The sequence below is a fragment of the Streptomyces sp. MMCC 100 genome (assembly GCF_041538145.2).
Lineage (GTDB): Bacteria > Actinomycetota > Actinomycetes > Streptomycetales > Streptomycetaceae > Streptomyces.
Window position 1 is genome coordinate 6,899,009 of sequence record NZ_JBGORK020000001.1, and the last position, 25,454, is coordinate 6,924,462.

Annotated in this window: 22 protein-coding genes; 11 read left to right on the forward strand and 11 right to left on the reverse strand. The window is 71.9% G+C overall.

Annotation, left to right across the window (positions count from 1 at the left end; translation table 11 throughout):
* Positions 1-37: 37 nt before the first annotated feature.
* Both ABS735_RS31790 and ABS735_RS31795 read left to right on the forward strand, forming a co-directional pair.
* Complete coding sequence (locus ABS735_RS31790) at positions 38-1,249, forward strand: pyridoxal phosphate-dependent aminotransferase (protein WP_282084620.1); 1,212 nt, start codon at positions 38-40, stop codon at positions 1,247-1,249.
* A gap of 150 nt (positions 1,250-1,399) precedes the next feature.
* Positions 1,400-1,822 carry an SCO4983 family protein gene (locus ABS735_RS31795; protein ID WP_373902712.1) on the forward strand — a complete coding sequence of 141 codons (423 nt, stop codon included), beginning with the start codon at positions 1,400-1,402 and terminating at the stop codon, positions 1,820-1,822.
* A gap of 416 nt (positions 1,823-2,238) precedes the next feature.
* Here the strand turns inward: ABS735_RS31795 and ABS735_RS31800 are convergent, their stop codons facing one another.
* Complete coding sequence (locus ABS735_RS31800; protein WP_373902713.1) at positions 2,239-4,068, reverse strand: phosphoenolpyruvate carboxykinase (GTP); 1,830 nt, start codon at positions 4,066-4,068, stop codon at positions 2,239-2,241.
* A gap of 287 nt (positions 4,069-4,355) precedes the next feature.
* Between ABS735_RS31800 and trhA the strand changes: the two genes are divergently transcribed.
* From trhA to ABS735_RS31815, 3 genes are all read left to right on the forward strand, one after another.
* The gene (gene trhA, locus ABS735_RS31805) at positions 4,356-5,060 is read left to right on the forward strand and encodes a PAQR family membrane homeostasis protein TrhA (RefSeq protein WP_373902715.1); all 705 of its coding nucleotides are present in this window, start codon (positions 4,356-4,358) and stop codon (positions 5,058-5,060) included.
* A gap of 72 nt (positions 5,061-5,132) precedes the next feature.
* A complete protein-coding gene (locus ABS735_RS31810; protein ID WP_373902716.1) occupies positions 5,133-5,864 on the forward strand; it encodes a Mut7-C RNAse domain-containing protein in 732 nt (243 codons plus the stop codon).
* 49 nt (positions 5,865-5,913) lie between these two features.
* Positions 5,914-6,264 carry a hypothetical protein gene (locus tag ABS735_RS31815; RefSeq protein WP_373902717.1) on the forward strand — a complete coding sequence of 117 codons (351 nt, stop codon included), beginning with the start codon at positions 5,914-5,916 and terminating at the stop codon, positions 6,262-6,264.
* A gap of 35 nt (positions 6,265-6,299) precedes the next feature.
* Here ABS735_RS31815 and ABS735_RS31820 read toward each other — a convergent pair whose 3' ends face one another.
* The 5 genes from ABS735_RS31820 to ABS735_RS31840 all read right to left on the reverse strand — a co-directional run bounded on the left by ABS735_RS31820 (position 6,300) and on the right by ABS735_RS31840 (position 13,877).
* Positions 6,300-8,342: a thioredoxin domain-containing protein gene (locus ABS735_RS31820; RefSeq protein ID WP_373902718.1), complete on the reverse strand. Its 2,043-nt coding sequence runs from the start codon at positions 8,340-8,342 to the stop codon at positions 6,300-6,302.
* A 95-nt stretch (positions 8,343-8,437) separates the two neighbouring features.
* Entirely contained in the window at positions 8,438-8,941 is a 504-nt protein-coding gene (locus tag ABS735_RS31825) for a nucleoside deaminase (RefSeq protein WP_373902720.1), read from the reverse strand.
* A 184-nt stretch (positions 8,942-9,125) separates the two neighbouring features.
* The gene (gene xdhC, locus ABS735_RS31830; RefSeq protein WP_373902722.1) at positions 9,126-9,965 is read right to left on the reverse strand and encodes a xanthine dehydrogenase accessory protein XdhC; all 840 of its coding nucleotides are present in this window, start codon (positions 9,963-9,965) and stop codon (positions 9,126-9,128) included.
* A gap of 1 nt (position 9,966) precedes the next feature.
* Complete coding sequence (xdhB, locus tag ABS735_RS31835; protein ID WP_373902723.1) at positions 9,967-12,387, reverse strand: xanthine dehydrogenase molybdopterin binding subunit; 2,421 nt, start codon at positions 12,385-12,387, stop codon at positions 9,967-9,969.
* The gene (locus ABS735_RS31840) at positions 12,384-13,877 is read right to left on the reverse strand and encodes a xanthine dehydrogenase small subunit (protein ID WP_373902724.1); all 1,494 of its coding nucleotides are present in this window, start codon (positions 13,875-13,877) and stop codon (positions 12,384-12,386) included. The genes xdhB and ABS735_RS31840 overlap by 4 nt, the downstream gene beginning before the upstream one ends.
* A gap of 578 nt (positions 13,878-14,455) precedes the next feature.
* Between ABS735_RS31840 and ABS735_RS31845 the strand changes: the two genes are divergently transcribed.
* Entirely contained in the window at positions 14,456-17,809 is a 3,354-nt protein-coding gene (locus tag ABS735_RS31845; protein ID WP_373902725.1) for a tetratricopeptide repeat protein, read from the forward strand.
* 44 nt (positions 17,810-17,853) lie between these two features.
* Here the strand turns inward: ABS735_RS31845 and ABS735_RS31850 are convergent, their stop codons facing one another.
* Together ABS735_RS31850 and mca are read right to left on the reverse strand one after the other, a co-directional pair.
* Positions 17,854-18,090, reverse strand: coding sequence for a hypothetical protein (locus ABS735_RS31850; protein ID WP_373902726.1), 237 nt, complete (start codon positions 18,088-18,090; stop codon positions 17,854-17,856).
* A complete protein-coding gene (gene mca / locus ABS735_RS31855; protein WP_373902727.1) occupies positions 18,083-18,964 on the reverse strand; it encodes a mycothiol conjugate amidase Mca in 882 nt (293 codons plus the stop codon). Before mca ends, ABS735_RS31850 begins: the two co-directional genes overlap by 8 nt.
* A gap of 130 nt (positions 18,965-19,094) precedes the next feature.
* Between mca and ABS735_RS31860 the strand changes: the two genes are divergently transcribed.
* Both ABS735_RS31860 and greA read left to right on the forward strand, forming a co-directional pair.
* Positions 19,095-19,493, forward strand: a complete 399-nt coding sequence (locus ABS735_RS31860; protein ID WP_328562404.1) for a DUF4307 domain-containing protein — start codon at positions 19,095-19,097, stop codon at positions 19,491-19,493.
* 180 nt (positions 19,494-19,673) lie between these two features.
* Positions 19,674-20,171, forward strand: a complete 498-nt coding sequence (greA, locus tag ABS735_RS31865) for a transcription elongation factor GreA (RefSeq protein ID WP_373902728.1) — start codon at positions 19,674-19,676, stop codon at positions 20,169-20,171.
* Positions 20,172-20,351: 180 nt separating this feature from the next.
* On the opposite strand, the gene ABS735_RS31870 is transcribed toward greA, so the two are convergent.
* The 3 genes from ABS735_RS31870 to ilvA all read right to left on the reverse strand — a co-directional run bounded on the left by ABS735_RS31870 (position 20,352) and on the right by ilvA (position 23,662).
* Positions 20,352-21,209 carry an ABC transporter permease gene (locus ABS735_RS31870; RefSeq protein ID WP_373902729.1) on the reverse strand — a complete coding sequence of 286 codons (858 nt, stop codon included), beginning with the start codon at positions 21,207-21,209 and terminating at the stop codon, positions 20,352-20,354.
* Complete coding sequence (locus tag ABS735_RS31875; RefSeq protein WP_373902730.1) at positions 21,206-22,213, reverse strand: ATP-binding cassette domain-containing protein; 1,008 nt, start codon at positions 22,211-22,213, stop codon at positions 21,206-21,208. The genes ABS735_RS31870 and ABS735_RS31875 overlap by 4 nt, the downstream gene beginning before the upstream one ends.
* 219 nt (positions 22,214-22,432) lie before the next feature.
* On the reverse strand, positions 22,433-23,662 hold the full coding sequence (gene ilvA / locus ABS735_RS31880; protein WP_373902731.1) for a threonine ammonia-lyase: 1,230 nt from the start codon (positions 23,660-23,662) through the stop codon (positions 22,433-22,435).
* Positions 23,663-23,831: 169 nt separating this feature from the next.
* On the opposite strand from ilvA, the gene ABS735_RS31885 reads away from it, so the two are divergent.
* The 3 genes from ABS735_RS31885 to ABS735_RS31895 all read left to right on the forward strand — a co-directional run bounded on the left by ABS735_RS31885 (position 23,832) and on the right by ABS735_RS31895 (position 25,446).
* Positions 23,832-24,332 (forward strand): MarR family winged helix-turn-helix transcriptional regulator, encoded by a 501-nt coding sequence (locus tag ABS735_RS31885; protein ID WP_476755891.1) that lies wholly within the window; start codon positions 23,832-23,834, stop codon positions 24,330-24,332.
* 159 nt (positions 24,333-24,491) lie between these two features.
* Positions 24,492-24,998 carry an RNA polymerase sigma factor sigma-70 region 4 domain-containing protein gene (locus ABS735_RS31890; RefSeq protein WP_373902733.1) on the forward strand — a complete coding sequence of 169 codons (507 nt, stop codon included), beginning with the start codon at positions 24,492-24,494 and terminating at the stop codon, positions 24,996-24,998.
* Between the two features lie 190 nt (positions 24,999-25,188).
* Positions 25,189-25,446 carry a hypothetical protein gene (locus ABS735_RS31895; protein ID WP_373902781.1) on the forward strand — a complete coding sequence of 86 codons (258 nt, stop codon included), beginning with the start codon at positions 25,189-25,191 and terminating at the stop codon, positions 25,444-25,446.
* Positions 25,447-25,454: the final 8 nt, after the last annotated feature.

Genomic DNA, 25,454 nt, shown 5'->3' on the forward strand with positions numbered 1-25,454 from the left:
GGCCCTCGGGTCGTAACCGGGTCGTAAGCTCGCGGACATGCAGGTGATCCAGTCGACCAAGCTCGCCAACGTCTGTTACGAGATCCGGGGCCCGGTGCTCGAGGAGGCGATGCGGCTGGAGGCGGCCGGGCACCGCATCCTGAAGCTGAACACCGGCAACCCGGCCGCCTTCGGCTTCGAGTGTCCGCCGGAGATCCTGGAGGACATCCTCCGCAACGTCTCCACGGCGCACGGCTACGGCGACGCGAAGGGCCTGCTGGCGGCGCGCCGGGCGGTCGTCATGCACAACCAGACCCTCGGCATCGAGACGGACGTCGAGCACGTCTTCATCGGCAACGGCGTCTCCGAGCTGATCGTGATGGCGATGCAGGGCCTGCTGGACGACGGCGACGAGGTCCTCGTCCCGGCCCCGGACTACCCCCTGTGGACGGCCGCCGTCTCGCTCTCCGGCGGCACGGCGGTGCACTACCGCTGCGACGAGCAGTCCGACTGGATGCCGGACCTCGCGGACGTGGAACGGAAGATCACCGACCGCACCAAGGCGCTCGTCATCATCAACCCGAACAACCCGACGGGCGCGGTCTACGACGACGCGATGCTGCGCGGGCTGACGGACATCGCGCGCCGGCACAACCTGCTGGTCTGCTCCGACGAGATCTACGACAAGATCCTCTACGACGACGCCACGCACACCCCGACCGCCGCGATCGCCCCCGACCTGCTCACCCTCACCTTCAACGGCATGTCGAAGGCGTACCGGGTGGCCGGCTACCGGGTCGGCTGGATGTCGATCTCCGGGCCGCGCGCGCACGCCGAGTCCTACATCGAGGGCCTGACGATCCTGGCGAACATGCGGCTGTGCGCCAACATGCCGGGCCAGCACGGCGTGGTCGCGGCGCTCAGCGGGCGGCAGACCATCAACGAGCTGGTGCTGCCCGGCGGGCGGCTGCGCGAGCAGCGGGACGCCGCCCACGAGGCGCTGACCAGCATTCCGGGCGTGACCTGCGTGAAGCCGAAGGGCGCGCTGTATCTCTTCCCGCGGCTCGACCCCAAGGTCTTCAAGATCAAGGACGACCGGCGGATGGTCCTGGACCTGCTGCGCCAGGAGAAGATCATGGTCGTCCAGGGCACCGGCTTCAACTGGCCCGAGCCCGACCACTTCCGGGTGGTGACCCTGCCGACGGCCGCGGATCTGCGCGAGGCGGTGGACCGGATCGGGAACTTCCTGGACGGGTACGGCCAGCCCTGAACCGTGGCCGCCTACGAGGCTCCGGGAGTCGGGGAGCCTCGTAGGCGGGGACTCCGGGACTCCGGGACTCCCGGGTGCATCCCGAACGGCGTCAACTTTAGATCGGATCTAATGTAGGATGGTTTCCTGAAGCGCTCAGGAGGCCATCCCATGTACGAGCCGATCCGCAGCAAGTCGGTCCACAGCACGATGGCCGGCAGCACCACGGACTTCCCCCACCGGTCCCGGGGCGAAGAGCTGGACATCCAGCTCGCGGGCCATCTCGCGGCGCTGCTCGCCGTCACGGACGAGCTGCGCGCACTGGCGCCCGACACCGGCCTGGACACCGCCGCCGACCGGCTCGCCGAGCAGGTGACCCGGCTGCGGGGAGGCCAGGCGCCGGTCCGGCTGCAGGTGGCCGCCGCCCGCCCGGAGCCGCGTCCGGCGGCCCTGCACCGGCGGGCGCACACCCTGGCGGCCCGCGCCCTGGTGGTCGCGGCCTCCCGCGCCGACACGGCGGCCGCCATCCTGACCGCCGAGCGCATGGACGCGCACTCCGCGGCCCTGGAGCCGCGCGAACTCGCGTCCCGCTGAGCCCCCCTCCCGGGCCCGGCCCCCGTACGGCCCCGGTCCGCGCGCACCCGCAGCGACGCGCGGACCGGGCGCCACACACCTCACCCCCACCGCCTGTCGTGGCGGATCGCTCCTCTCACGACCGCCCCCTGATCAGCCGGACCGTCCTCGAAGGCCGGCTCGGCACCGACCCGACGGCCGGGGACGCGCGGTGAGCGAAGCCGCCTGACCGGGAACGCCGAAGGGCCGGGTCCTCCGCACGCCGTTGTGCGGTGACCCGGCCCGAGCGGGGCCTCCCCGCGCCCCGGGTACTGCTGAGCTACTGGAGCGCGGGAAGGCCCCCTCGCGGCCGGCCTTCGTGACGACTTCGCGGGTCAGGGCTAGCCGGACCGGCCGCGGAGATGAGGGGCGAGACGGATGGTGCGTGGTCTCGGTGCTCAGCCCAGGCGCTGCACCAGGGCCCGGTACTGGTCCCACAGCTCGGTGGGCGTGTGGTCGCCGAAGGTGTTCAGGTGCTCGGGGACGAGCGCCGCCTCCTCGCGCCACACCTCCTTGTCGACGCTGAGCAGGAACTCCAGGTCGGCGTCGGGCAGGTCGAGGCCGTCGGTGTCGAGGGACTCCCTGGTCGGCAGCACGCCGATCGGGGTCTGCACGCCGTCCGCCTTGCCCTCCAGACGCTCCACGATCCACTTCAGGACGCGGCCGTTCTCACCGAAGCCGGGCCAGACGAACCGGCCGTCGTCGTCCTTGCGGAACCAGTTGACGTAGTAGATCTTCGGCAGCTTGGACTGGTCCTTGTCCTTGGCCACGTCGATCCAGTGCCCCATGTAGTCGCCCATGTTGTAGCCGCAGAACGGCAGCATGGCGAAGGGGTCGCGGCGCAGCTCGCCGACCTTGCCCTCGGCGGCGGCGGTCTTCTCGGAGGCCACGTTGGCGCCGAGGAAGACGCCGTGGTTCCAGTCGAAGGACTCGGTGACCAGCGGTACGGCGGTGGCGCGGCGCCCGCCGAAGAGGATCGCCGAGATCGGCACGCCCTTGGGGTCCTCCCACTCCGGCGCGATGATCGGGCACTGCGCGGCGGGGGTGGTGAAGCGGGCGTTGGGGTGCGCGGCGGGCGTACCGGACTCGGGCGTCCAGTCGTTGCCCTTCCAGTCCGTCAGGTGGGCCGGGGTCTCCTCGGTCATGCCCTCCCACCACACGTCGCCGTCGTCGGTGAGGGCGACGTTGGTGAAGACCGAGTTGCCCCACAGGGTCTTCATCGCGTTGGCGTTGGTGTGCTCACCGGTGCCGGGCGCGACGCCGAAGAAGCCGGCCTCGGGGTTGATGGCGTACAGGCGGCCGTCCTCGCCGAAGCGCATCCAGGCGATGTCGTCGCCGATGGTCTCCACGGTCCAGCCGGAGATCGTGGGCTCCAGCATGGCGAGGTTGGTCTTGCCGCAGGCCGACGGGAAGGCGGCGGCGACGTACTTGGGCTCACCGGTGGGCGGGGTCAGCTTCAGCACCAGCATGTGCTCGGCGAGCCAGCCCTCGTCGCGGGCCATGACGGAGGCGATGCGCAGGGCGTAGCACTTCTTGCCGAGCAGGGCGTTGCCGCCGTAGCCGGAGCCGTAGGACCAGATCTCGCGGTCCTCGGGGAAGTGCGAGATGTACTTGGTGCTGTTGCAGGGCCACGGAACGTCTTCCTGGCCCGCCTCCAGCGGGGCGCCGAGGGTGTGCACGGCCTTGACGAAGAAGCCGTCGTCGCCCAGCTCGTCCAGGACCGGCTGTCCCATGCGGGTCATGGTGCGCATGGAGACGGCGACGTACGCGGAGTCGGTGATCTCGACGCCGAGCGCGGAGAGCGGGGAGCCGAGGGGGCCCATGCAGAAGGGCACCACGTACATGGTGCGGCCGCGCATGGAGCCGCGGAACAGGCCGCCCTCGCCCTTGTCGCCGGTGAAGATCTCCCGCATCTCGGCGGGGTCCTTCCAGTGGTTGGTCGGACCGGCGTCCTCCTCCTTGGCGGAGCAGATGAAGGTCCGGTCCTCGACGCGGGCGACGTCGGAGGGGTCGGAGGCCGCGTAGTAGGAGTTGGGGCGCTTGATCGGGTCGAGTTTGCGGAAGGTGCCCTTCTCGACGAGCTCCCCGCACAGTCGCTCGTACTCGGCCTCGGATCCGTCACACCAGACCACTGCGTCCGGCTGGGTCAGTTCGGCGATCTCGTTCACCCACGAGATCAGTTCCTGGTGGTTGGTGGGGACGGGGGGAGCCGCGATGTCGCGCGCCACGATTGCTCCTAAGTGAGGGGTTTTTTGTTGGGAGGCCCCGTGGGGGCTGCGACCCGGATGCGTGACGTTTGCCTCGTGGGCGCTCATCCGGTGTCGACCGCACTCATTTGATCATCCGACGCGAGCGCCCATCTGTCCAGAGGGCGTCACACCTGAGCGGCGTGAGGATCGCCACGTGCCCGAACCGGGAGCGCGCCGCCGGGTTCCCCGTGAGACGATGACCACTCGCCGTACGACAGACTCCCGTACTGATACGTAACTTACGGAGCCGTAGGTACGATGCGCCCATGACTGCGTCCGTCCCCGACGCGCCCAAGGACTCGCCGGCCGGCGGCCGCGGGCCTGTAGCGCTCTCCCTCCCGCATCCCGTCAAGCCGAAGCTGCGCGGCTGGCTGCACCTCGGCATGTTCCCGGCCGTCCTGGTCGCCGGTCTGGTGCTCACCGCCCTCGCCGAATCGTCCCAGGCCCGCATAGCCTGCGGGATCTACGTCCTGACGGCCTGTCTGCTGTTCGGCGTCAGCGCGCTCTACCACCGTGGCGACTGGAGCCCGCGCATGGACGGCGTGCTGCGCCGTCTCGACCACGCCAACATCTTCCTGATCATCGCGGGCACCTACACCCCGCTCACGATGCTGCTGCTGCCCGGCGCCGAGGGCGAGTGGCTGCTGTGGGGCATCTGGGCGGCCGCCGCGGCCGGCATCGTCTTCCGTGTCTTCTGGGTCGGCGCCCCACGCTGGCTCTACACCCCCTGCTACCTCGCCATGGGCTGGGCGGCCGTCTTCTACCTGCCCGAGTTCATGCGGGCCGGCGGCATCGCCGTCCTGGTCCTGGTGATCGTGGGCGGCGTGCTCTACAGCGCGGGCGGGGTGATCTACGGCCTCAAGCGCCCCAACCCCTCACCGCGCTGGTTCGGCTTCCACGAGGTCTTCCACTCCTTCACGCTGGCCGCCTTCATCGCGCACTACGTGGGGATCTCGCTGGTCGCGTACTAGTCGCGCACCGTCCAGGGAAGGGCTCCGAAAAGGCCGGGGCCCGTGCCCGGCCCCCCGTGGCATCCTGGCCGGGTGAACGGTCCCGAGATCCACGTCGAGTTCGCCCCCGAACTGCACCTGTTCGTCCCGCGCGCCCGCCCCACCGGCGCCGCCCGCGCGGCCACCGACGGCGTCTCCACCCTCGGCCACCTCGTCGAGTCCCTCGGCGTCCCGCTCACCGAGGTCGGCACCCTGCTCGTCGACGGCCGCGAGGTCCCGCCCGGACACATCCCGGCGGGCGGCGAGTCGGTGCGCGTACGGCCAGTCCGGCACCCCCAGCGCGTCCCCGGCGCTCCCCTGCGGTTCCTGCTCGACGTGCACCTCGGCACCCTGGCCCGCCGGCTGCGGCTGCTCGGCGTGGACACGGCGTACGAGTCGACGGACCCCGGCGACCCGGCGCTCGCCGCGCTGTCGGCGGCCGAGAAGAGGGTCATGCTCAGCCGCGACCGCGGCCTGCTGCGCCGCCGTGAGCTGTGGGCCGGCGCCTACGTCTACAGCACCCGCCCCGACGAACAGCTCCAGGAGGTCCTGGACCGGTTCCGGCCGCAGCTGCGCCCGTGGACGCGGTGCACCGCGTGCAACGGACTGCTCCGGGCGGCCACCAAGGAAGAGGTGGCGGAGCAGCTCAAGGGCGGGACCCAGCGGTCGTACGACGTCTTCGCCCAGTGCACCGCGTGCGGACGCGCCTACTGGAGGGGCGCGCACCACGAGCAGTTGGAGGCGATCGTGGAGCGTGCCGTGAGCAGGAGTACTCAGGGCGGTTGAGCAGTTCGGCCGATCACCGAAGGCCGGGCGGCACGGTGTGATGGGCGGCATGACCGCCTCGTCCCGCCTCCCGGCCGACCAGCCCTCCCCCGCGCGGCTCTCCGCCCGTGCCCTGACCACGGGCTCCGTGGCCGGACTCGTCCTGCTGCTGCCGACCGTCGTCCTCGCGTGGGTCGTCGTGCTCGCCTCCGAGCGCGGCAGCCGCTGCCTGACGTACGGCGAGCAGTGCTCGCGCGTTCCCGGCGACGCCCTGTGGGCCTGCTTCTGGGCCTCGGCCGCCCTGGGCGTCCTGGCCCTGGCCTGGCCCCGCACCCGGTGGGCGCCCGCCAGGTGCGCGGCCGTCGTCCTGCAGTGGGGCGCGCAGCTCACGCTGGGCGCGCTGATCCTCGCCGGTGCCTGACGTCCCTCGCGGTCCGGGCGGGCGCGCGACCCGTCTCAGCTGCTCGGGGCGGCGCCCAGCGCGGCACGCAGCCGCTCCGGGTCGGTGGTCGGCGCGTCACAGGTGAAGTTCCGGCAGACGTACGCGGCCGGTTCCCCGCCCACCAGGGGCCGGTCGGCGAGCAGCGGGAACTCGTCGCTCCCCGCGGTGCCGAAGGCCACCACCGCCCCGGGTGCCGTCCCCAGCAGGGCCGTACGGTGCAGCCCGCGTGCGGCGGCGTCGGCCGGGTCCGCCGCGACGACGGCGACTTCCCGGGGGCCGTCGAGCAGCGCCTCGGCGGCCGCAAGGCCCCAGCCGATGAAGCGCGGGACGCGCGGGCCGAGCGCCTTCACCACGCCGAGGGCATGCTCGGCGGCGGTGCGGTGGGGCTCGGAGCCGGTGTGCGCGGCGTACGTCAGCAGCGCTCCGGCTGCGGCGCTCCAGCCGGACGGGGTGGCGTTGTCGGTGGGGTCCTGCGGGCGGCGGATCAGCTGCTCGGCGTCGGCGGCGGTGTCGTAGAGCGAGCCGGACTCGTCCGTGAAGCGGGTGAGGACGTGGTCCAGCAGGAAGCCTGCGAAGTCCAGCCAGACGCCCTCCCCGGTGACCGACGCCAGCGCGAGGAAGCCCTCGGCCACGTCGGCGTAGTCCTCCAGCACCCCGGCGTTGGCACCGGGCCTGCCGCCCTTGCTGGTGCGGGTGAGCCGGACCTGCTCGTCGAGGTGCAGCCGCACCAGCAGGTCGGCGGCGGCGACGGCGGCCTCGACCAGGTCGTCACGCTCGAAGTAGGCGCCGGTCTCGGCGAGCGCGGCGATCGCCAGACCGTTCCAGGCGGCGACCACCTTGTCGTCCCGGCCCGGGGCGGGACGACCGCCCCGCGCAGCCAGCAGCCGCTCCCGGATCGACGCGATGCGCGCGGCGTCGAAGACGCCCTCCTGCTGCGGCAGTTGCAGCACGGAGGCGCCGTGCTCGAAGGTGCCCTCCCGGGTCACGCCGAAGTGCTGCGCGGCCAGTTCGGCGTCCTCGGCGCCGAGGATCTCGGTGAGCTGGGCGGGCGTCCACACGTAGTAGGCGCCCTCGACGTGCCGGCCCGTGCCGTCGTCGCTGTCGGCGTCCAGCGCGGAGGCGAAACCGCCCTCGGCGGTGCGCAGTTCCCGCACCATGAAGTCAGCGGTCTCCAGGGCGACCCGGCGGGCGAGGTCCGAGCCGGTGACCCGCCAGAGGTGGGCGTAGACCCGGCACAGCAGGGCGTTGTCGTAGAGCATCTTCTCGAAGTGCGGCACGACCCACTCGCGGTCCACGGAGTAGCGGGCGAAGCCGCCGCCCAGCTGGTCGTAGATGCCGCCGCGGGCCATCCGCTCGCAGGTGTCGGCGGCCATCTGGAGGGCGCCCTCGGCGCCGGTGCGGGCGTGGTGGCGCAGGAGGAACTCGATCGCCATGGACGGCGGGAACTTCGGCGCCCCGCCGAACCCGCCGCGCTCGGCGTCGTACTCCCGGGTGAGTCCGAGCAGCGCCTGCCCGAGCTGCTCCTCGCCGGGGGCCTCGGCGTCACCGTAGGAGATCTCCCGCCCGGCGAGGTCCCGCACGATCTTCCCGGCGACCTCGCTCACCTCGTCGCGCCGTTCCGCCCAGGCCTGCTGGACGCCCTGGAGCACCTGGCGGAAGGAGGGCATGCCGTGGCGGGGCTCGGGCGGGAAGTAGGTGCCGAAGTAGAAGGGCTCCGCGTCCGGCGTGAGGAACACGGTCATGGGCCAGCCGCCCTGCCCTGTGGCCGCCTGCACGGCCTCCATGTAGACGGCGTCGACGTCGGGGCGCTCCTCGCGGTCGACCTTGACGCTCACGAAGTGCGAGTTGAGGTACTCGGCGGTGGGCCCGTCCTCGAACGACTCGTGCGCCATGACGTGGCACCAGTGGCACGCGCTGTAGCCGACGCTCAGCAGGACGGGGACGTCGCGCCGCCGGGCTTCTTCGAACGCGTCGGCCTCCCACGGCCACCAGTCGACCGGGTTCTCCGCGTGCTGGAGGAGGTAGGGGGACGTCGCCTGCGCAAGTCGGTTGGGCATGCCTCCATCCTTGCGCACGTGCCGCCGCCCCGCCCATACGCCACGGTGGGAGGGGCGCACGGACGGGGCAGCCGGTACCGCGAAGCGGCTTCTTCTCAGTAGTCGACGCGGTCGCTCTTGGCGATCCAGGCGTCGAACGGCTGGGTGCGGTGGGGCAGGTCGAGGTGTTCCACGGTCATGGGCCACAGCTCCTGGGGCCGCTTCTCGAACAGGTCGTAGAACTTGCGGTCGTCGAAGCCGGCCACGGCGGCGTCGTGGCGGTCGGCGCAGAAGACGAGGCGGTCGACACGTGCCCACAGGGCCGAGGACAGGCACATCGGGCAGGGCTCGCAGGACGTGACGAGGGTGCAGCCCTCCAGACTGAACGTGTCGAGCGTCTTGCAGGCGGCGCGGATGGCGCTGACCTCGGCGTGTGCGGTGGGGTCGAGGCTGGAGGTGACCTGGTTGTTGCCGAGGGCGACGATGTCGCCGCCCTTGGCGATGAGGGCACCGAAGGGGCCGCCGCCGTTGTGGACGCTGGTGGTGGCCAGCTCGATGGCCTTGTCCATCCAGGCGCGCTCGAACTCGCGGATGCCGGTCTCGAGGGTGTCGGTCGTCATGCGTGCTCCTTCTTGGGCATGCGGCGTGCGGGAGTACGGGCGTGCGGGCCCACGGGGTTCACGGGGTCACGGGGTTCACGAAGGAGGAGGATTCGTAGGAGCAGTACACAGCTCGCCCACCGCACCCGGCCAGGGGCCGAAAACATGAACCACGGACCCGCCGGGACCGACGCTTCGTAGATTCCTACAAGGGCGGACGGGCGCCCCCCGAGGGGTCGGCCCCCTCGGCCTCGAAGGTGCGCAGCAGGTCGGCCGCGACGCTGACGGCTATGGTCGCGGGCTCCTTGCCGGTGATGTCGGCCAGTCCGATCGGGGTCTTGATCCGGTCGATGACAGTGTCGTCGTGGCCGCCCTCGGTGGCGAGACGTTTGCGGAACCGCGCCCACTTGGCCGCCGATCCGATCAGTCCGATGGATCCGAGATGGTCCGTGCGCAGGGCCGCGTCGCACAGGGCGGCGTCCTCGGCGTGGTCATGGGTCATGATCAGGACGTGCGTGCCCCGCGGCAACCGCGCCAGCACTTCCTCGGGCAGCAGGGGCGTGTGATGCGTGTGCACCTGCGCCACCGCGTCCGCCAGCACGCCGAGGCGCTCCTCGTTGAGCATGTCGGAGCGGTTGTCGACCAGGTGGAGGTCGAGGTCCTGGCGGGCCAGGATGCGCGCCAGTTCCAGTCCGACGTGGCCGACACCGAAGATCGCCACGGCCCGGACCACCGGCAGTGGTTCGAGCAGCACCGAGACGGTGCCACCGCAGCACTGCACGCCGTGCTGGTTGGTCACCTTGTCGTTCAGGGCGAAGTCGAGCAGCTCCGGTTCCGCCTCGGACGCGGTGATCATCTCCCGGGCCCGGTCGATCGCCACGGCCTCGACGTTGCCGCCGCCGATCGAGCCCCACGTCTCGGTGTGCCCCACCACGAGCTTGGCACCGGCGTCGCGCGGGGCGTGACCGCGCACGGTCGCGACGGTCACCAGCACGCCGGACTCCCGGCGTGCCCGCAACCGCGCGACCGCGGCGATCCACGTCATGTCAGGCACCGCTCAGCGCTTTCGCACCGGTGCTGACCCCGCGGCCGTCGGAGGCCGCTTCGTCACGGGCCCGGCCGTTCCCGGCGGTGGCGCTCTGCCGGGCCGCCTCGATCGCCCAGTACACCGCCTCCGGCGTCGCGGGCGAGGCCAGCTCGACGCCGGTTCCCTTCGGCCCGAACGCGGCGGCCGCCTGCCGCAGCGCCTCGCGCACCGAGAACGCGAGCATCAGCGGGGGCTCGCCCACCGCCTTGGACCCGAACACGGCGCCCTCTTCGGTGGCGTTCTCCAGCAGGATGACGTTGAACTCCTCGGGCATCTCCGAGAAGCTCGGCAGCTTGTAGGTGCTGGCGGCCTGGGTCAGCAGCCGGCCGCGGTTCGGGCCGTCGCCCGTGTCCCAGCGCAGGTCCTCCAGCGTCAGCCAGCCCGCACCCTGGACGAAGCCGCCCTCGATCTGCCCGATGTCGATCATCGGGGACAGGCTGTCGCCGACGTCGTGCACGATGTCCACCCGCCGGATGCGGTAGGCGCCGGTGAAGCCGTCCACCTCCACCTCGGTCGCGGCCGCGCCGATGGCGAAGTACTTGAACGGCGACCCCCGGAACGTCTTCGCGTCCCAGTGCAGCCCCTCGGTCCGGTAGTAGCCGGCCGCGGACAACTGGACCCGCTGGAAGTACGCGGTGTGCACGAGGTCGTCCCAGGCCAGCTCCTTGTCGCTGCCCAGGGCGCGCGCGACGCCCTCGACGATGCGCACGTCCGAGGCGTTGGACCCCAACTGGCTCGCGGCCACCCGCAGGAGCCGTTCGCGCAGCTGCTCGCAGGCGTTCTTCACCGCCCCGCCGTTGAGGTCGGCTCCGGAACTGGCCGCGGTGGCGGAGGTGTTGGGCACCTTGTCGGTCCGCGTCGGGGCGAGACGCACCTTGTGCAGCGGGATACCCAGCGTGGTCGCGGCCACCTGCAGCATCTTGGTGTGCAGGCCCTGGCCCATCTCGGTGCCGCCGTGGTTGATCAGGACGGAGCCGTCCTTGTAGATCAGCACCAGCGCGCCGCCCTGGTTGAAGGCGGTGAGGTTGAACGAGATGCCGAACTTCACGCCGGTGATCGCGAGGGCCCGCTTGGTGTGCGGGTGCGCGGCGTTGAAGGCGGCGATCTCGCGCTCGCGGTCGGCGAAGCCCGCCTTGTCCAGGACCTGCTGCCAGGCGGCGGAGATCCGCTCGGGCTGCGTGACCGGCTGCCCGTACGGCGTGGTCTGGCCCTGGCCCGGCCGGTAGAAGTTGCGTTCCCGCAGCTCCCGTGGGTCGAGGCCGAGTTGCGGCGCGCAGCGGCCCAGGATGTCCTCGATCACCAGCATGCCCTGCGGTCCGCCGAAGCCGCGGAAGGCGGTGTTGGAGACCGTGTTGGTCTTGGCGATGCGGCCGGCGACGCGCGCGTTGGGGATCCAGTAGGTGTTGTCGATGTGGCACAGCGCCCGGGCCAGCACCGGCTCGGACAGGTCCAGGCTCCAGCCGCCGTCCGCGGTCAGCGTGGCGTCCAGGGCCTGGATGCGTCCCTCGGCGTCGAAGCCGATCCTCCAGGTGGCGTGGAACCCGTGCCGTTTGCCGGACATGGTCAGGTCCTGGGTCCGGTTGAGCCGGAACCGGACGGGCCTGCCGGTCAGCTTGGCGCCGAGCGCGGCGACGGCCGCGAACCCGTGCGGCTGCATCTCCTTGCCGCCGAAGCCGCCGCCCATCCGCAGGCACTGCACGGTCACCTCGTGGGCGGGCACCCCGAGCACGTGCGAGACGATCTCCTGGGTCTCCGAGGGGTGCTGGGTGCTGCTCTGGATGAACACCTGGCCGTTCTCGTCGACCTGGGCCAGCGCCGCGTGCGTCTCCAGGTAGAAGTGCTCCTGCCCGGAGAACTGGAACTCGCCGGTGAACACGTGCGCGGAGTCGGCGAAGCCCGCGTCGACGTCGCCGTGCGTCATGACGGGCCGGGCGCCGTGGTAACTGTCCGCCGCGATGGCGTCCTGGAGCGTGATCACGGAGGGCAGTTCGTCGAGGTCCACCTCCACGGCCGCCGCGCCGAGCCGGGCCGCCTCCAGCGTCTCGCCGAGCACCCAGGCGACCGCGTGGCCGTGGAACATGACCTCGTCGGGGAAGAGCGGCTCGTCGTGCTTCATGCCGGCGTCGTTGACGCCGGGCACGTCGGCGCCGGTCAGCACCCGGACGACGCCCGGCACCGCGAGGGCGGCCTCGGTGCGCACCGCCGTGACCCTGCCGCGGGCCTTCATGACCTGGACCGGGTAGGCGTGCAGTACGTCCTTGGTGCGCTGGACCAGGTCGTCGGTGTACAGCGCGGTGCCGGTGACGTGCTGGACGGCACTCTCGTGCGGCATCGAGACGCCGACGACGGGCTTCTCGGGACGCTCGGACAGGTGGCTCATGACGGCACCGCCTCGGTGGTCTGTGCGTACAGCTTCAGCAGGCTCTGGCCGAGCATCGCGGCGCGGTAGCCGGCGCTGGCGCGGTGGTCGCTCATCGGCGTGCCCTCGCCCCGCAGCACCTCGGCCGCGGCCTCGGCGGTCTCGGCGGTCCAGGGCCTGCCCTCCAGGGCGGCCTCGGTGGCCAGGGCGCGGACCGGGGTGGCGGCCACGCCGCCCAGGCCGATGCGCGCCTTGCGGACGGTCCCGCCCTCGACGTCGAGCGCGAAGGCGACCGCCACGCTGGAGATGTCGTCGAAGCGCCGCTTGGCGATCTTGTGGAAGGCCGCGACCGGCGACAGCGGCAGCGGAACGCGGACCGCGCGGATCAGCTCACCGGGACGGCGCACGCTCTGCCGGTAGCCGGTGAAGTAGTCGGCCAGCGGGACCTCGCGCTCCCCCTCGGCGTCGGCGAGCACCAGCGAGGCCTCCAGCGCGAGCAGCACCGGCGGGCTGTCGCCGATGGGCGAGCCGGTGCCCAGGTTGCCGCCCAGGGTCGCGCCGTTGCGGATGAGCCGGGACGCGAACTGCGGGAACAGCTGCGCCAGCAGCGGAACGGTGCCGTCGAGGCGGCGTTCGATCTCGGTGAGCGTCAGCGCCGCCCCGATCTCGAGGTGGTCGGACTCGACGCGCAGTTCCCGCAGTTCGGGCAGCCGGTCGACGGCGACCACGCAGTCCGCCCGGCGGGAGCGGATGTTGACCTCGACGCCCCAGTCGGTGCTTCCGGCGACCACCACGGCGTCGGGCCGCTCGCGCAGCAACCGCAGCGTCTCGGCCAGGGTGCTCCTGCGTACGAAGGCGCTGTCGTCCCGGCGGTACTCGGTGGCGACCGGTGCGGGCGGGTCCTGCTCGCGGCGTCGGGCCAGCGGGTCCTCGTCGGTGGGCGCGCCGACGGCGAAGGCCGCGTCGCGGATCGGCCGGTAGCCGGTGCAGCGGCACAGGTTGCCGCTGAGCGCGTGCAGGTCGAAGCCGTTCGGACCGTGCTCGGCGTCGGCACCGTCACCGCCGTCGGCACCGGCGGCCGCACCCGGGGCCGGGTCCGCGTGCGCGCAGCGGTCGGGCCGGTAGTACTCGCCCGCCATGCTGCAGATGAATCCCGGCGTGCAGTAGCCGCACTGGGAGCCGCCGCGGACCGCCATCTCCTCCTGCACCGGGTGCAGGACGGGCGCAGTGCCCGCTGCTTCGACGGTGGCGAGGCCCTCGGAGGTGACGACCTCCTGGCCGTCGAGCGCCGCGACGGGCACCAGACAGGCGTTGACCGGCACCCAGTCGGTGGGCTTGTTCACCCCGGGGCGGGCCACCAGGACCGAGCAGGCGCCGCACTCACCCTCGGCGCACCCCTCCTTGGTGCCCGTCAGGCCACGCTCGCGCAGGAAGTCGAGGACCGTGGTGTGGGGCGCGGCCGGTGCGATCGGTGCTTCTTTTCCGTTGACGGTGATGCGTGCCGCTACCATGACCGACCTTCATTTCGACTCGGGACACGTCGATTCATCATGTTCGCCAATTTCAGGCAGCTTTCTATGTTCGGACGCGCCGCGTAAGAAAAGCGAGCGCACATCGGCACGCGACAACGGCATGCCGTGAAGTGGTGAAGGGGAGAAACCCGAGGTGTGCCGCGTGCGGGCACAGTGGACGTGCCGCGTGCGGGCACGGTGGAACGGCGTGTCAGCAGCCGTGCGCGACCCGGCCCGAAACCCACACGGTGCGGCGGGCGAGGCGACTCAGATCGGAGTTGGTGTACATCCGCCGGTCGCCTCCTGTCGGTAGTCATGGGTCTGCTTCCCTGGCAAATTAGTGGCTGCGGTCACCGGGGTCAAGAGAGGAATTCGTCGAATTTCCCCGGCCGGAGAGGCGCAGACGCGAATCCGGTGACGGCCACCCCTCCCCAGGGTCTCCTCGTCGCAGGACACTTGACCCACGCACAACCGGGGAAGGACCCGGGGACGGGCCGGGAGGGCCCTGAGACGCCCGGGGCCACCGGGGCGCCCCGGGCGACCCGGCAGGACACCGATGCCGCCGGAGGGGGCGCGACATGCGGGACAGTCATCGGGCGGAGGCCGAAGGGCTGCTCAGGCGGGCCGTGGAGGAGGAGGTACGGCGCTCGGGCGGACGCACGGACGGGAACGTACTGCTCTCCCGGGCCCGCGCGGCGCTGGACGCGATGGCGGGGGCGGCCGGCGAGGAGTACGCGGCCTACACCCACGCGCTCGACGAGGCCGGGGCCGGGCAGCTCACCTTCCGCGAGCGATACGCCCGTGAGGGCGCCGGCACGCCCCTGCTGGTGGCCGCCGTGGCCGCGGTCGCCGCGGTGGTGGCCGACGTGGCGCTCGGCACGGGCACCGGCACCGCGGTGGGCGCGGGGGTGACGGTCGGGGTCGTCGGCGCGGCGGCGACCGTGCTGAAGGTGGCCGGGGCCCATGTACCGGCCGCCCATCACCGCGCCGGGGCGGTCAGCCAGCCCGGCGGCCCCGAACAGCTGCGGCTGCAGTGGCTCACCGCGCTGGAGGTGCGCGGCATCCGGCCGTTCCTCGACCAGCAGCGGATGCTCGCCGCGTCCACCGGGCCCGCCAAGACCGGGCCGAAGCTGCGGGGCGCCGACAAGAGCGCGGCCGCGCGGGGGCGCAGCGCGCTGGAGCAGTCGTTCGGGCAACTGCCCGTGGCGGACGGGCCGTTCGCGGGCCGGCGGCAGGAGATGGCACGGCTGCGGCAGTGGGTGCAGGCGGCCCGCGCGAGCACGGAGACGAAGCCGACGGTGGTGGTGCTGCACGGGCCGCCGGGCAGCGGCCGTACGACGCTGGCGGTGCGGGCCGTCCACGAGCTGCGGGACTACTTCCGCGGGGCCTGCCTGGTCGACCTGCGCGGCGACGGATCCGCAGCCGACGGCCCCGCGGCGGACGGATCGGGGACGGGTGTCTCAGGGTCAGGCGGATCGGGGTCAGGCGGACCGGGGACAGGCAGATCGGGGACAGGCGGACCGGGGACAAGCGGACCGGGGACAGGCAGATCGGGGACAGGCGGCTCGGGGACGGGCGGTGACTCGCCGCTGAGCACCCGGGACGCCTTGCTGCACCTGCTGAACCGGCTCGGGGCGCCGCGCGAGCAGCTGCTGTTCCGGGAGCGCTCCTCCGCGGACCAGCAGGTCAAGCGGCTCAGCGAGCTGTACCACCAGCATCTGACGGGCGTCCCGGTCACCGTCGTCCTCGACGACGCCTCGGACCCCGAGCAGGTGCGGGCGCTGGTGCCGGAGCGGTCGGACAGCCTGGTGCTGGTCACCGCGCGTCAGGCGCTCCGGCTGCCGTCCGACCTGCCGGCGCGGGTGTACGACCTGCCCGTCGAGGCGCTGGACGCGGCGGGCGCGGAGGAGCTGCTGGGCGCCGCCGCCGAGGACGCGTCGGGACCGTACGACGCCGAGTCGAGCGAGCTGATCCGGCAGCTGTGCGGCGGGCTCCCGCTGGCGCTGCGGATCGCCGGGTCGGCGCTGGGCCCGCGCTCGCCGCGCGCGCTGGCGACCGACCTGGGCGCCTACGGGCCCGTGGAGCCGGTCGAGCGGGCGCTGTGGCTGCGCTACACCGACCAGTCGGAGCCGGCCCGGCGGCTGCTGCGCCGGCTGGCGCTGGCGGGGCGCACCTCGCTGGGCGCCGCGGCCGCCGCCGCGCTGCTGGCCACGGACGAGACGGAGGCGACCCGGCAGCTGGCGGCGCTGTCGCGGGCGGGCCTGATCGACCACGTCCGGGGCAGCCGCTACCGCCTGCACGACGTGGTGCGCACCTTCGCCCGCGCCCGGCTCGCCGACGAGGAGGAGCCCGCCGAGCGGACGGCCGCGCAGGAACGGCTCATCGCGAACTACGCCGAGCTGGCAGACTCCGTGCTGCGCCTGGTCGACGGCAACATGTCGACCCGCTCCAACCAGTTCGGGCAGTACGGCTTCACGTCCCTGGACGAGGCGCTGCGCTGGCTGGACGACGAGTCGAGCTTCATCACGGCGGCGCTCCGGCACGCGGAGGGCGTCGACCAGGGCGCGGTGCTGAACCTGCTGGGCGCGCTGTGCGACTACTGCCTGCTGCGCGGCGACCTGTACCGGCTGGGTGAGATCAGCGAGCTGGCGCAGTCCGTGGACCAGGGGCTGCTGGTGCGCTCGGTGCAGTGGCGCACCGGTATCGCGGCCCGGCAGCTGGGGGAGCTGGACAAGGCGCGTACGACGCTGGCCTCCGTGGTCGACCTGTACCGCGACGCCCACCACGACGCCGGTGCGGCACGTGCCCTGTGCTCGCTGGGGATCACGCTGCACCACCAGGGCAACCTGACCGACGCGGCGGCCAAGCTCCAGGAGGCACTGGACCTGCAGGCCGCGCCGGAGCTGGCCACGGACCGGGCGTGGACGCTGCACGCGCTGGCGGCGGTGCAGCGCGACCGGGCCCGGCTGGCCGAGGCCCTGGAGCTGCTCACCGAGTCGCTGGTGCTGCACCGGGCGGGCGAGTCGGTGCACGGCCAGGCGTGGGCCCACTTCCAGTTCGGCCAGCTGCACCTGCGCATGGGTGACGTGCCGGGCGCGGAGTCGGACCTGCGGGCCGCCCTGGACCTGTACGGGCGCACCCAGGACGCCCGCGGCGAGGCCTGGGCGCTGACCCAGCTGGCGCGGGCCCGCCTGGTGGACGGCGACTCCTCACAGGCGGTGGAGGAACTGCGGCGGGCGGCGGCCCGGCACCGCGAGAACGAGGACGCGCGCGGCGAGGCCTGGACGGTCTACTACCTGGGCCAGGCGCTGGAGGAGACCGGCGACCTGGACCAGTCCGTGCGCGAGCTGGAACGCTCCCGCACGATGTTCTCCCGGATGCGGGACGTGTACGGCCTGGCCTGCGCCCGGCACCACTCGGCGCGGGTCACCCGGGACCAGCGGGCCGCCCAGACCGGTTCACTGCGCAACTCGGGCTTCGCCCGCCAGCTCCTGGTCGACGCGCGCGCCGACTTCCAGCGCATCGGCGTCGGGCACGGCGAGGCGTGGACGTGCCTGGAGCTGGCGGTCGTGGACGCGGGCAACGCCCGTACGCCGCAGGCGCTGGCCCTGTGCGACGAGGCCGCCGCGCTCTTCGCCGGGTACGGCGACCGGCGAGGCGAGGACTGGGCCCGCTTCCTGCGCTGCACGCTGCTGCCGTACGCCGCCCCCGGCGGGGTGGAGGTCGGTACGGCGGTGGCGCAGGAGGAGCTGGCCCAGCTGTCCCGGGCCCGCCACCCCGCCCGCGACACCAAGCTGGACGACTACGTGGACGCCTACCAGCTCCTCCTGGAGCGCGGCGTGCAGCTCGAGGCAGGCTGGCAGGCCTGGCGCCTGGGCATGGTCCCGGGCCGCCAGGCGAGGGAGGTGATGGGCGTGGCGGTCACGGCCTGAGACCGGGCCCGCCCGCCCTTGAGGTGGCCACCGGGGTCCCGGGGTCAGCCCCGCTGGGGCTTCGCCTCGGGGCCGCCGGAGCCGTCCTGCTCCGCCGACTCCTTGAAGTCCACCTTGCCCATGTGCCGGTTCATGGACTTCATCAGTCCCCACACCGCCAGAGCCATCACCGCGAACACGATGAACCCGAGGACGCCGGGGGTGACCTTGTCCTCGTCCAGCTCGGCGAGAGTGACGAGGTGCGTCATTGCCAGGCTTGCGCTTGCACTCATGTCAGGCATTGTCCCGGATGCCCGCGAAGAGGTCGTCCTCGGGGAGGGAGGTTTCCACGAGGGACTTGGCCAGCTCGTACTCCTCGGTGGGCCAGACCTCCTTCTGGATCTCCATCGGCACCCGGAACCAGCCCCCGTCGGGGTCGATCTGCGTGGCGTGCGCGATCAGCGCCTTGTCGCGGGTCTCGAAGAAGTCCGCGCAGGGCACGTGCGTGGTGAGGGTGCGCTCCTTGCGCTCGAACTCCGCCCAGCGCTTGAGCCAGTCGTGGTAGGGCGATTCCAGACCGCGCTCCAGCAGCGCGTTGTGCAGAGCCTCGGTGCGGGGACGGTTGAAGCCCTGGTTGTAGTAGACCTTCAGCGGCTGGTACGCCGGTCCGTACTCGCCCTCCGGGTACTTCTCGGTGTCGGCCGCGCCCTCGAACGCCACCATCGTGATCTTGTGCGTCATGATGTGGTCGGGGTGCGGGTAGCCGCCGTTCTCGTCGTAGGTGGTGATCACCTGGGGCCGGAAGGAGCGGATCTTCCGCACCAGCTCACCGGCCGCCTTGTCGACGTCCTCCAGGGCGAAGCAGCCCTCCGGCAGCGGCGGCAGCGGGTCGCCCTCGGGCAGTCCGGAGTCGACGAAGCCGAGCCACTCCTGCCCCACGCCCAGGATCTCCCGGGCCTCGTCCATCTCCTTCTTGCGCACCTCGTGGATGTTCTCCTCGATGTACGCGTCGCCCTGGAGCTTCGGGTTGAGGATGGAGCCGCGTTCCCCGCCCGTGCAGGTCACCACGAGCACGTCCACCCCCTCGGACACGTACTTCGCCATGGTGGCCGCGCCCTTGCTCGACTCGTCGTCGGGGTGGGCGTGGACGGCCATCAGTCGCAGCTGGTCAGTCAAGACTCAATCCTCGGTCAGTCGGCGCCCCGGCGTGCAGCGGCGCAATCGGCGGCTTCTATAGTGACCGAATCGGGAGCGGAATAATTCCGGGGCCCGGGAACCCGGACCCGCTCACGCGGAGAGGACGATCATGAGTACGGCGAGCACGCGGACCCCTCAGGGTCGGTACGGCCGCTCCTCGGACGAGCGGGCCGACCGTACGCTCAAGGTCGTCGGTGCCGTGCTCGGCGCGCTCCTGCTCGCGCTGATCGGCTGGTTCGGCTACCACTACGTCGGCCAGAACAAGATCAGCGGTGAGCTGATCGGGTTCGAACTCGCCGACGACTCGGTGCAGGTGCACCTGGAGGTCCGCAAGGACGCCGGTGTCACCGGCTACTGCACGGTGCGCTCCCAGGCCGAGGACGGCGACGAGGTGGGCCGGGCCGACTTCCGCTTCGACGGGGACGACACCCGCATCGACAAGGTCGTCACCCTCCGGACCAAGGCCGCGGGGACGACGGCCGAGCTGCTCGGCTGCCATCCGGAGTGATCCGGCGGGGCCCACTGGCGCCAATACAGGTCACCTGACCTGCGGTGACATGAATCTGGTGGCTTATGTCCTCCCCCTTTGGCCACTGAATTGTTAGGCTCGTGGTTTCGCCCTTCCGTGAAGGAACATCCTTCTGGGTAGGGCGTTGATTTGTATTCCCAGTACCAACGAGGAGCACCCGTGACCCAGACCAGCGAGAACGTCACCTGGCTGACCCAGGAGGCGTACAACAAGCTCAAGGAGGAGCTTGAATACCTTACTGGTCCTGCGCGCACCGAGATCTCTGCCAAGATCGCCGCGGCTCGCGAGGAGGGGGACCTGCGCGAGAACGGCGGGTACCACGCGGCGAAGGAAGAGCAGGGCAAGCAGGAGCTCCGCGTGCGCCAGCTGACCCAGCTGCTCGAGAGCGCCAAGGTGGGCGAGGCCCCGGCCGCCGGCGGCGAGGTGGCGCCCGGCATGGTCGTCACGATCGCCTTCGACGGCGACGAGGACGACACGCTGACCTTCCTGCTCGCCTCGCGCGAGTACGCGAGCTCGGACATCGAGACGTACTCTCCGCAGTCCCCGCTGGGCTCGGGCGTCATCGGCCACAAGGTCGGCGATGACGCGCAGTACGAGCTGCCCAACGGCAAGCCGGCCTCGGTGAAGATCCTCAAGGCGGAGCCGTACAGCGGCTGACGCGCCGACCACCGTCGACGAGCCCTCGGTGTCCCCGTGACGCCGGGGGCTCGTCGCCGTCCTGTCGTCCCACTCGGGCTGTAAGCCCGGCCCCACCTCGGGAAGGGGAGTCCGCGATGGGGCCGGTGATCAGTCGCGAGATCGACGCCCTGGAGAGCCTCCGTGCGACTCGCTTGCGATTCAGCCGGCCGCCCTGCGGTACTTGCGCACCGCCAGCGTCCTGAAGATCAGGACGATCACGATCGAGTAGGTGAGCGTCGCCCAGACCGGGTGCTGCATGGGCCAGGCGTCCGACTGCACGACGCCCGGATTCCCGAACAGCTCGCGACACGCCTGGACGACCGCGCTGAATGGGTTCCACTCGGCGACATGACGGAGCCATGGCGTCATCTGGGTGGGGTCGACGAAGGCGTTGGACACGAAGGTGACGGGGAACAGCCAGATGATCCCTCCGGAGGTCGCCGCCTCCGGCGTCCGAACGGAAAGGCCGATCAGGGCGCCGATCCAGGTGAACGCGTACCCCAGGAGCAGGAGCAGGCCGAAGCCCGCGAGCACCCTCCCGATGTTGGTCGGCTCCGCCGACCCCGTACGCCAGCCCACGATCAGGGCGACGATCGCCAGGACAAGCAGGGTGATCGACGTCTGCACCAGGTCCGCGACCGTCCGGCCGGTCAGTACCGCACCCCGCGCCATGGGGAGGGACCGGAAACGATCGACGAGCCCCTTCTGCATGTCGTCGGCGATGCCGGCCGCTGATCCGGCAGTGGCGAAGGTGACGGTCTGCGCGAAGATGCCCGCCATCAGGAAGTCCTTGTAGACGCCCGAGTCGGTGGTGCTGCCGACCTTGATGGAACCGCCGAAGACATAGGTGAACAGGATGACGAACATAACCGGCTGAATGATCCCGAAAAGGACCATCTCGGGAATCCTGGTCATCCGGATCAGGTTTCTGCGGGCGATGACCAGCGAGTCCCGCAGGGACTGGCCGATGGGGTTGCCGGGCGCCGCGACCGGCGCCGAGTCGGTGGCGGCGCTCACTTGGCGGCCTCCTTCTGCTGCTCGGGGCCGGCGTCGTCCGCCGAGCCGTTCGCCTCGTCCTCCACCTCGGCCATGTGACCGGTGAGGGAGATGAAGACGTCGTCGAGGGTGGGGCGGCGCAGACCGATGTCGTCGATCTCGATGCCGCGGGTGTCGAGCTCGCGGATGACTTCGGCGAGCAGCTTCGCGCCACCGGTGACGGGGACGGTCAGCTTGCGGGTGTGCTCCTCGACGGTGGTGGAGCCCTTGCCGAATCCGGCGAGCACCTCGGAGGCCGTCGCCATGTGGCCGCGCTCGTGGACGACGACCTCGACGCGCTCTCCCCCGGTGCGGGCCTTGAGCTGGTCGGAGGTGCCGCGGGCGATGACGCGGCCGTGGTCGACGACCGCGATGTCGTGCGCGAGGTGGTCGGCCTCCTCCAGATACTGCGTGGTCAGCAGGAGGGTCGTACCACCGGCGACCAGCTGCTTGATGACCTCCCACAGCTCCTGCCGGTTGCGGGGGTCGAGGCCGGTCGTGGGTTCGTCCATGAACATGACGGGCGGGGAGACGACCAGGGCGGCCGCCAGGTCGAGCCGACGGCGCATGCCTCCCGAGTAGGTCTTCGTGGGGCGGTCGGCGGCGTCCGAGAGGTGGAACTGGTCGAGCAGCTCGCCGGCCCGGGCCTTCGCGGCCTTGCCCTTCATCTGGTAGAGCTGGCCGACCATCTGCAGGTTCTCCCGGCCGGTCAGGTATTCGTCGACCGCGGCGAACTGACCGGAGAGGCCAATGGAACGCCGCACCTCGTTGGGCTGCCTGAGGACGTCGATGCCCGCGACGACCGCCTTGCCGCTGTCGGGGCGCAGCAGGGTCGTGAGGCAACGGACGGCGGTGGTCTTGCCCGCGCCGTTCGGCCCGAGCAGGCCGAGGACGGTGCCCTCGGGCACCTCGAGATCGACGCCGTCCAGAGCCCTTACGTCACCGAAGGTCTTCACCAGACCTTCGGCATAGATGGCGCCTGGCATATGAGTCTCCACGTCGTCGGGGATTCTTCGGAAAGCCTAGGTTTGTACGTTTCGCCGCGCTCAGCGAGCGATTTACGACACACCATAACGCGATGTATCGCGTCTCACAATGCAGTTGCCCGAACGAGTGACAAGCGAGTGACGAAGCGGCTGCCGACCCCTGTTCGGGCCCCCGCCCGTCCGGGGCGGCTCGGCTCGGGCTCGGGCTCAGGCTCAGGCTCAGGCGATGACGGTGTAGCCCGCCTCCCGCAGCGCCCGGCCGACCTCCGCGCAGTGCTCCGGGCCCTTCGTCTCCAGGTGCAGTTCGACCTCCGCCTCCGTGAGCCCGAGCCGCGGATGGGTTCGGACGTGGCTCACATCGAGGACGTTGGCGTCGACCACTGACAACACCCCCAGAAGCGTGGCGAGGGCCCCGGGCCGGTCCGTCAGCCGCAGCCGGACGGCCAGGTAGCGGCCCTGTGCGGCCATGCCGTGCCGCAGCACGCCCTGCATCAGCACCGGGTCCACGTTGCCGCCGGACAGGACCGCCACCACCGGCCCCGCGAAGGCGTCCGGCGCGCTCAGCAGCGCCGCCACCGGGCTCGCCCCGGCCGGTTCCACGACCAGCTTGGCCCGCTCCAGGCACAGCAGCAGAGCGGTCGACAACTCGTCCTCGGAGACCGTGCGGACCTCGTCCACCAGCTCGCCGACGATCCCGAACGGCACGTCACCGGGCCGCCCCACCTTGATGCCGTCGGCCATCGTCGCCGGGTTCTCGACGGCCACCGGGCGTCCCGCGGCCAGCGAGGGCGGGTACGCCGCCGCGCCCTCCGCCTGCACGCCCACGATCCGCACGTCCGGCCGCAGCGCCTTCACCGCGACCGCGATACCGGCCGCCAGTCCGCCCCCGCCGATGCCGACCACGACGGTCCGCACCTCGGGACACTGCTCCAGGATCTCCAGCCCGACCGTGCCCTGGCCCGCGATGACGTCGGGGTGGTCGAAGGGGTGGATGAACACCGCGCCGGTCCGCTCGGCGTACTCCTGCGCGGCGGCCAGCGTCTCGTCCACCACCTGGCCGTGCAGCCGCACCTCGGCGCCGTACTCCCGGGTCGCGCTGATCTTCGGCAGCGGCGCCCCCTTCGGCATGAACACCGTCGACCGCACTCCGAGCAGCGACGACGCCAGCGCCACGCCCTGCGCGTGGTTGCCCGCGCTCGCCGCGACCACGCCCGCGGCCCGCTGCTCGGGCAGCAGCCCGGCGATCCGCACGTAGGCGCCGCGCAGCTTGAAGGAGCCGGTCCGCTGGAGGTTCTCGCACTTGAAGTGCACCGGCGAGCCGACCAGCTGCGACAGATGCCGACTGCCCTCCATCGCCGTCACCCGCGCCACGCCCGAGAGCATCTTCTGGGCTCCACGCACGTCGTCGAGGGTGACGGGACCGACCAGGGCCGCTGTGCTGTAGCTCATACTCTCCAGCATCGCAGTTCCCGGACGCCCCGTGCCGTTGTGACCAACCTCCGAGACCCGCTTTGTCCGGCGCAGGTACGCCCTGCCGTCCGGCCGCGTACCCTGTCCCCCAATTAGCAGCCCTCCACGAAGTGAGCCCCCGGCCATGCCCACAACGCCTGAAATGTCGATGGACATGACGACCGCCGGTGACACCGGTCTTCTCGAGACGCTCCAGCACGAGGTCGCGCTCTTCGCCCGCCGCGCCGAACAGACCCGGCTCGGCGGGGTCGGGCAGGTGCGCAACTCCATGGACCGCGCCGCCTACCTGCTGCTCAACCGCCTCGACACAGAGGGCCCGATGGGTGTGAAGGCGCTCGCCGCGAGCATGGGAATCGACTCCTCGACGGTCACCCGGCAGGTGGCCCCGCTCGTCGACACCGGACTCGTCAAGCGCACCTCTCACCCCGAGGACGGACGCGCGGTGGTCCTCCAGCTGTCCCCGCGCGGCGTGGCGCGGCTCGAGGAGGTCCGCTCCTCCCGGCGTCAGCTCATGGCCGAGCTGACCCGCGACTGGGCACCGGAGGAGCGCGAGACGTTCTGCGCGCTCCTGGCACGCTTCAACGGCGCCCTGTCCGCCCGTATGGCCCCGTCCGGCGCGGCGGCCACGGACGCGCCGTCGGGCTCCTGAACGTCCCTTCACGCGCCTTCCGGAGCTTTCCGGAGACTTCGGAGGCTTCGGAGGCTTCGGAGGCTTCGGAGCGGGGTTCGCGCCGAACCCTTGACCGGCGGGCCGCCCCTGGCCTGATATGAGACCTCAGGGGTCGTCGCCGTCTGGGCGGGAGGCGCGGTGCGAGAACAGCATGCGTCCGACACTGCCCGCCGGGCCCGCGAGTTCGAGGCGTTCGTCGCGGGCGCGGGAGGGCGGCTGCTGCATGCCGCCACCCTGCTCACCGCCGAGGACCCCGACGCCAACCCGCGCGCGCGGCGCCTGCTGACCCTGAGCCTGGCCCACACGTACGCGTGCTGGGACCGGCTGCACGGGGAGGACCCTTACGACCGCGCCCGCCAGTACCTGGCCACCCGCTTCGCCCGCGAGATCTGGCACCGGTACGGCGTGCTCGACCGGGCCCGCCGGCGTCCCGCGGGCCCCTTGGGCGTGCTCGCCCCGCACGAACGCCTGATCCTGGTGCTCAGGCTGTACGAGGGCGTCGCCGAGGAACAGGCGTCCGCGCTGCTGGGCCTGCCCGTGGACCGGATCCGGACGATCTGCGACCGGGCGACGGCCACCCTGCTGCACCCGCCGCCCGCACCGACCCGGCCGGTGGCGGCGAAGGCGAAGGCGGCGACGCCATGACGGGCAAGGTGACCGGCCGTAGTACGCGCACGCCGAAGTGCGCGACGAGCAGCGCTACGACCACTGCCCCGACCGGCGCCACGACCATGACCGCGACCGGCGCCACGACCATCACCGCGACCGGCGCCACGACCATGACCGCGACCGGCACCCCGACCGGCACGCGCGCGTGGTGCGCCGGGAGGTGCCGGTGAACCGCCCCGGGCGCGAGGCCGCCGCGCGGCGGATCATGGAGCAGTCGCCGCCGCGGGTGCCGCCCGACCTCTACGCGGAGGCCGTCCGCCGGGGCGGGCGCATACTGCGGCGCAGGAGGGCCGCCCGCCGTCTGATGTGGCTGCTCCTGGGGGCCACGGCCGTGGCGTTCACGGTGTGGGCGCTGACGGTACAGCCGTGGGTGGAGCCGCCCTCGGAGACGACCCCACCCGTGACCGGCTGGGAGGGCTGGTGAGCCCTGAG

Excerpts from the sequence above, each read along its gene's own strand:
- ABS735_RS31795 (WP_373902712.1), top strand. The coding sequence starts at position 1,400 with ATGTACGAGCCGATCCGCAGCAAGTCGGTCCACAGCACGATGGCCGGC.
- ABS735_RS31875 (WP_373902730.1), bottom strand. The coding sequence starts at position 22,213 with ATGCCAGGCGCCATCTATGCCGAAGGTCTGGTGAAGACCTTCGGTGAC.
- ABS735_RS31850 (WP_373902726.1), bottom strand. The coding sequence starts at position 18,090 with ATGCCTGACATGAGTGCAAGCGCAAGCCTGGCAATGACGCACCTCGTC.
- ABS735_RS31885 (WP_476755891.1), top strand. The coding sequence starts at position 23,832 with ATGGACATGACGACCGCCGGTGACACCGGTCTTCTCGAGACGCTCCAG.
- ABS735_RS31790 (WP_282084620.1), top strand. The coding sequence starts at position 38 with ATGCAGGTGATCCAGTCGACCAAGCTCGCCAACGTCTGTTACGAGATC.
- xdhC (WP_373902722.1), bottom strand. The coding sequence starts at position 9,965 with ATGACGTGGATCGCCGCGGTCGCGCGGTTGCGGGCACGCCGGGAGTCC.
- ilvA (WP_373902731.1), bottom strand. The coding sequence starts at position 23,662 with ATGAGCTACAGCACAGCGGCCCTGGTCGGTCCCGTCACCCTCGACGAC.
- ABS735_RS31820 (WP_373902718.1), bottom strand. The coding sequence starts at position 8,342 with ATGCCCAACCGACTTGCGCAGGCGACGTCCCCCTACCTCCTCCAGCAC.
- ABS735_RS31840 (WP_373902724.1), bottom strand. The coding sequence starts at position 13,877 with ATGGTAGCGGCACGCATCACCGTCAACGGAAAAGAAGCACCGATCGCA.
- ABS735_RS31860 (WP_328562404.1), top strand. The coding sequence starts at position 19,095 with ATGAGTACGGCGAGCACGCGGACCCCTCAGGGTCGGTACGGCCGCTCC.
- ABS735_RS31845 (WP_373902725.1), top strand. The coding sequence starts at position 14,456 with ATGCGGGACAGTCATCGGGCGGAGGCCGAAGGGCTGCTCAGGCGGGCC.
- trhA (WP_373902715.1), top strand. The coding sequence starts at position 4,356 with ATGACTGCGTCCGTCCCCGACGCGCCCAAGGACTCGCCGGCCGGCGGC.
- ABS735_RS31815 (WP_373902717.1), top strand. The coding sequence starts at position 5,914 with ATGACCGCCTCGTCCCGCCTCCCGGCCGACCAGCCCTCCCCCGCGCGG.
- xdhB (WP_373902723.1), bottom strand. The coding sequence starts at position 12,387 with ATGAGCCACCTGTCCGAGCGTCCCGAGAAGCCCGTCGTCGGCGTCTCG.
- ABS735_RS31825 (WP_373902720.1), bottom strand. The coding sequence starts at position 8,941 with ATGACGACCGACACCCTCGAGACCGGCATCCGCGAGTTCGAGCGCGCC.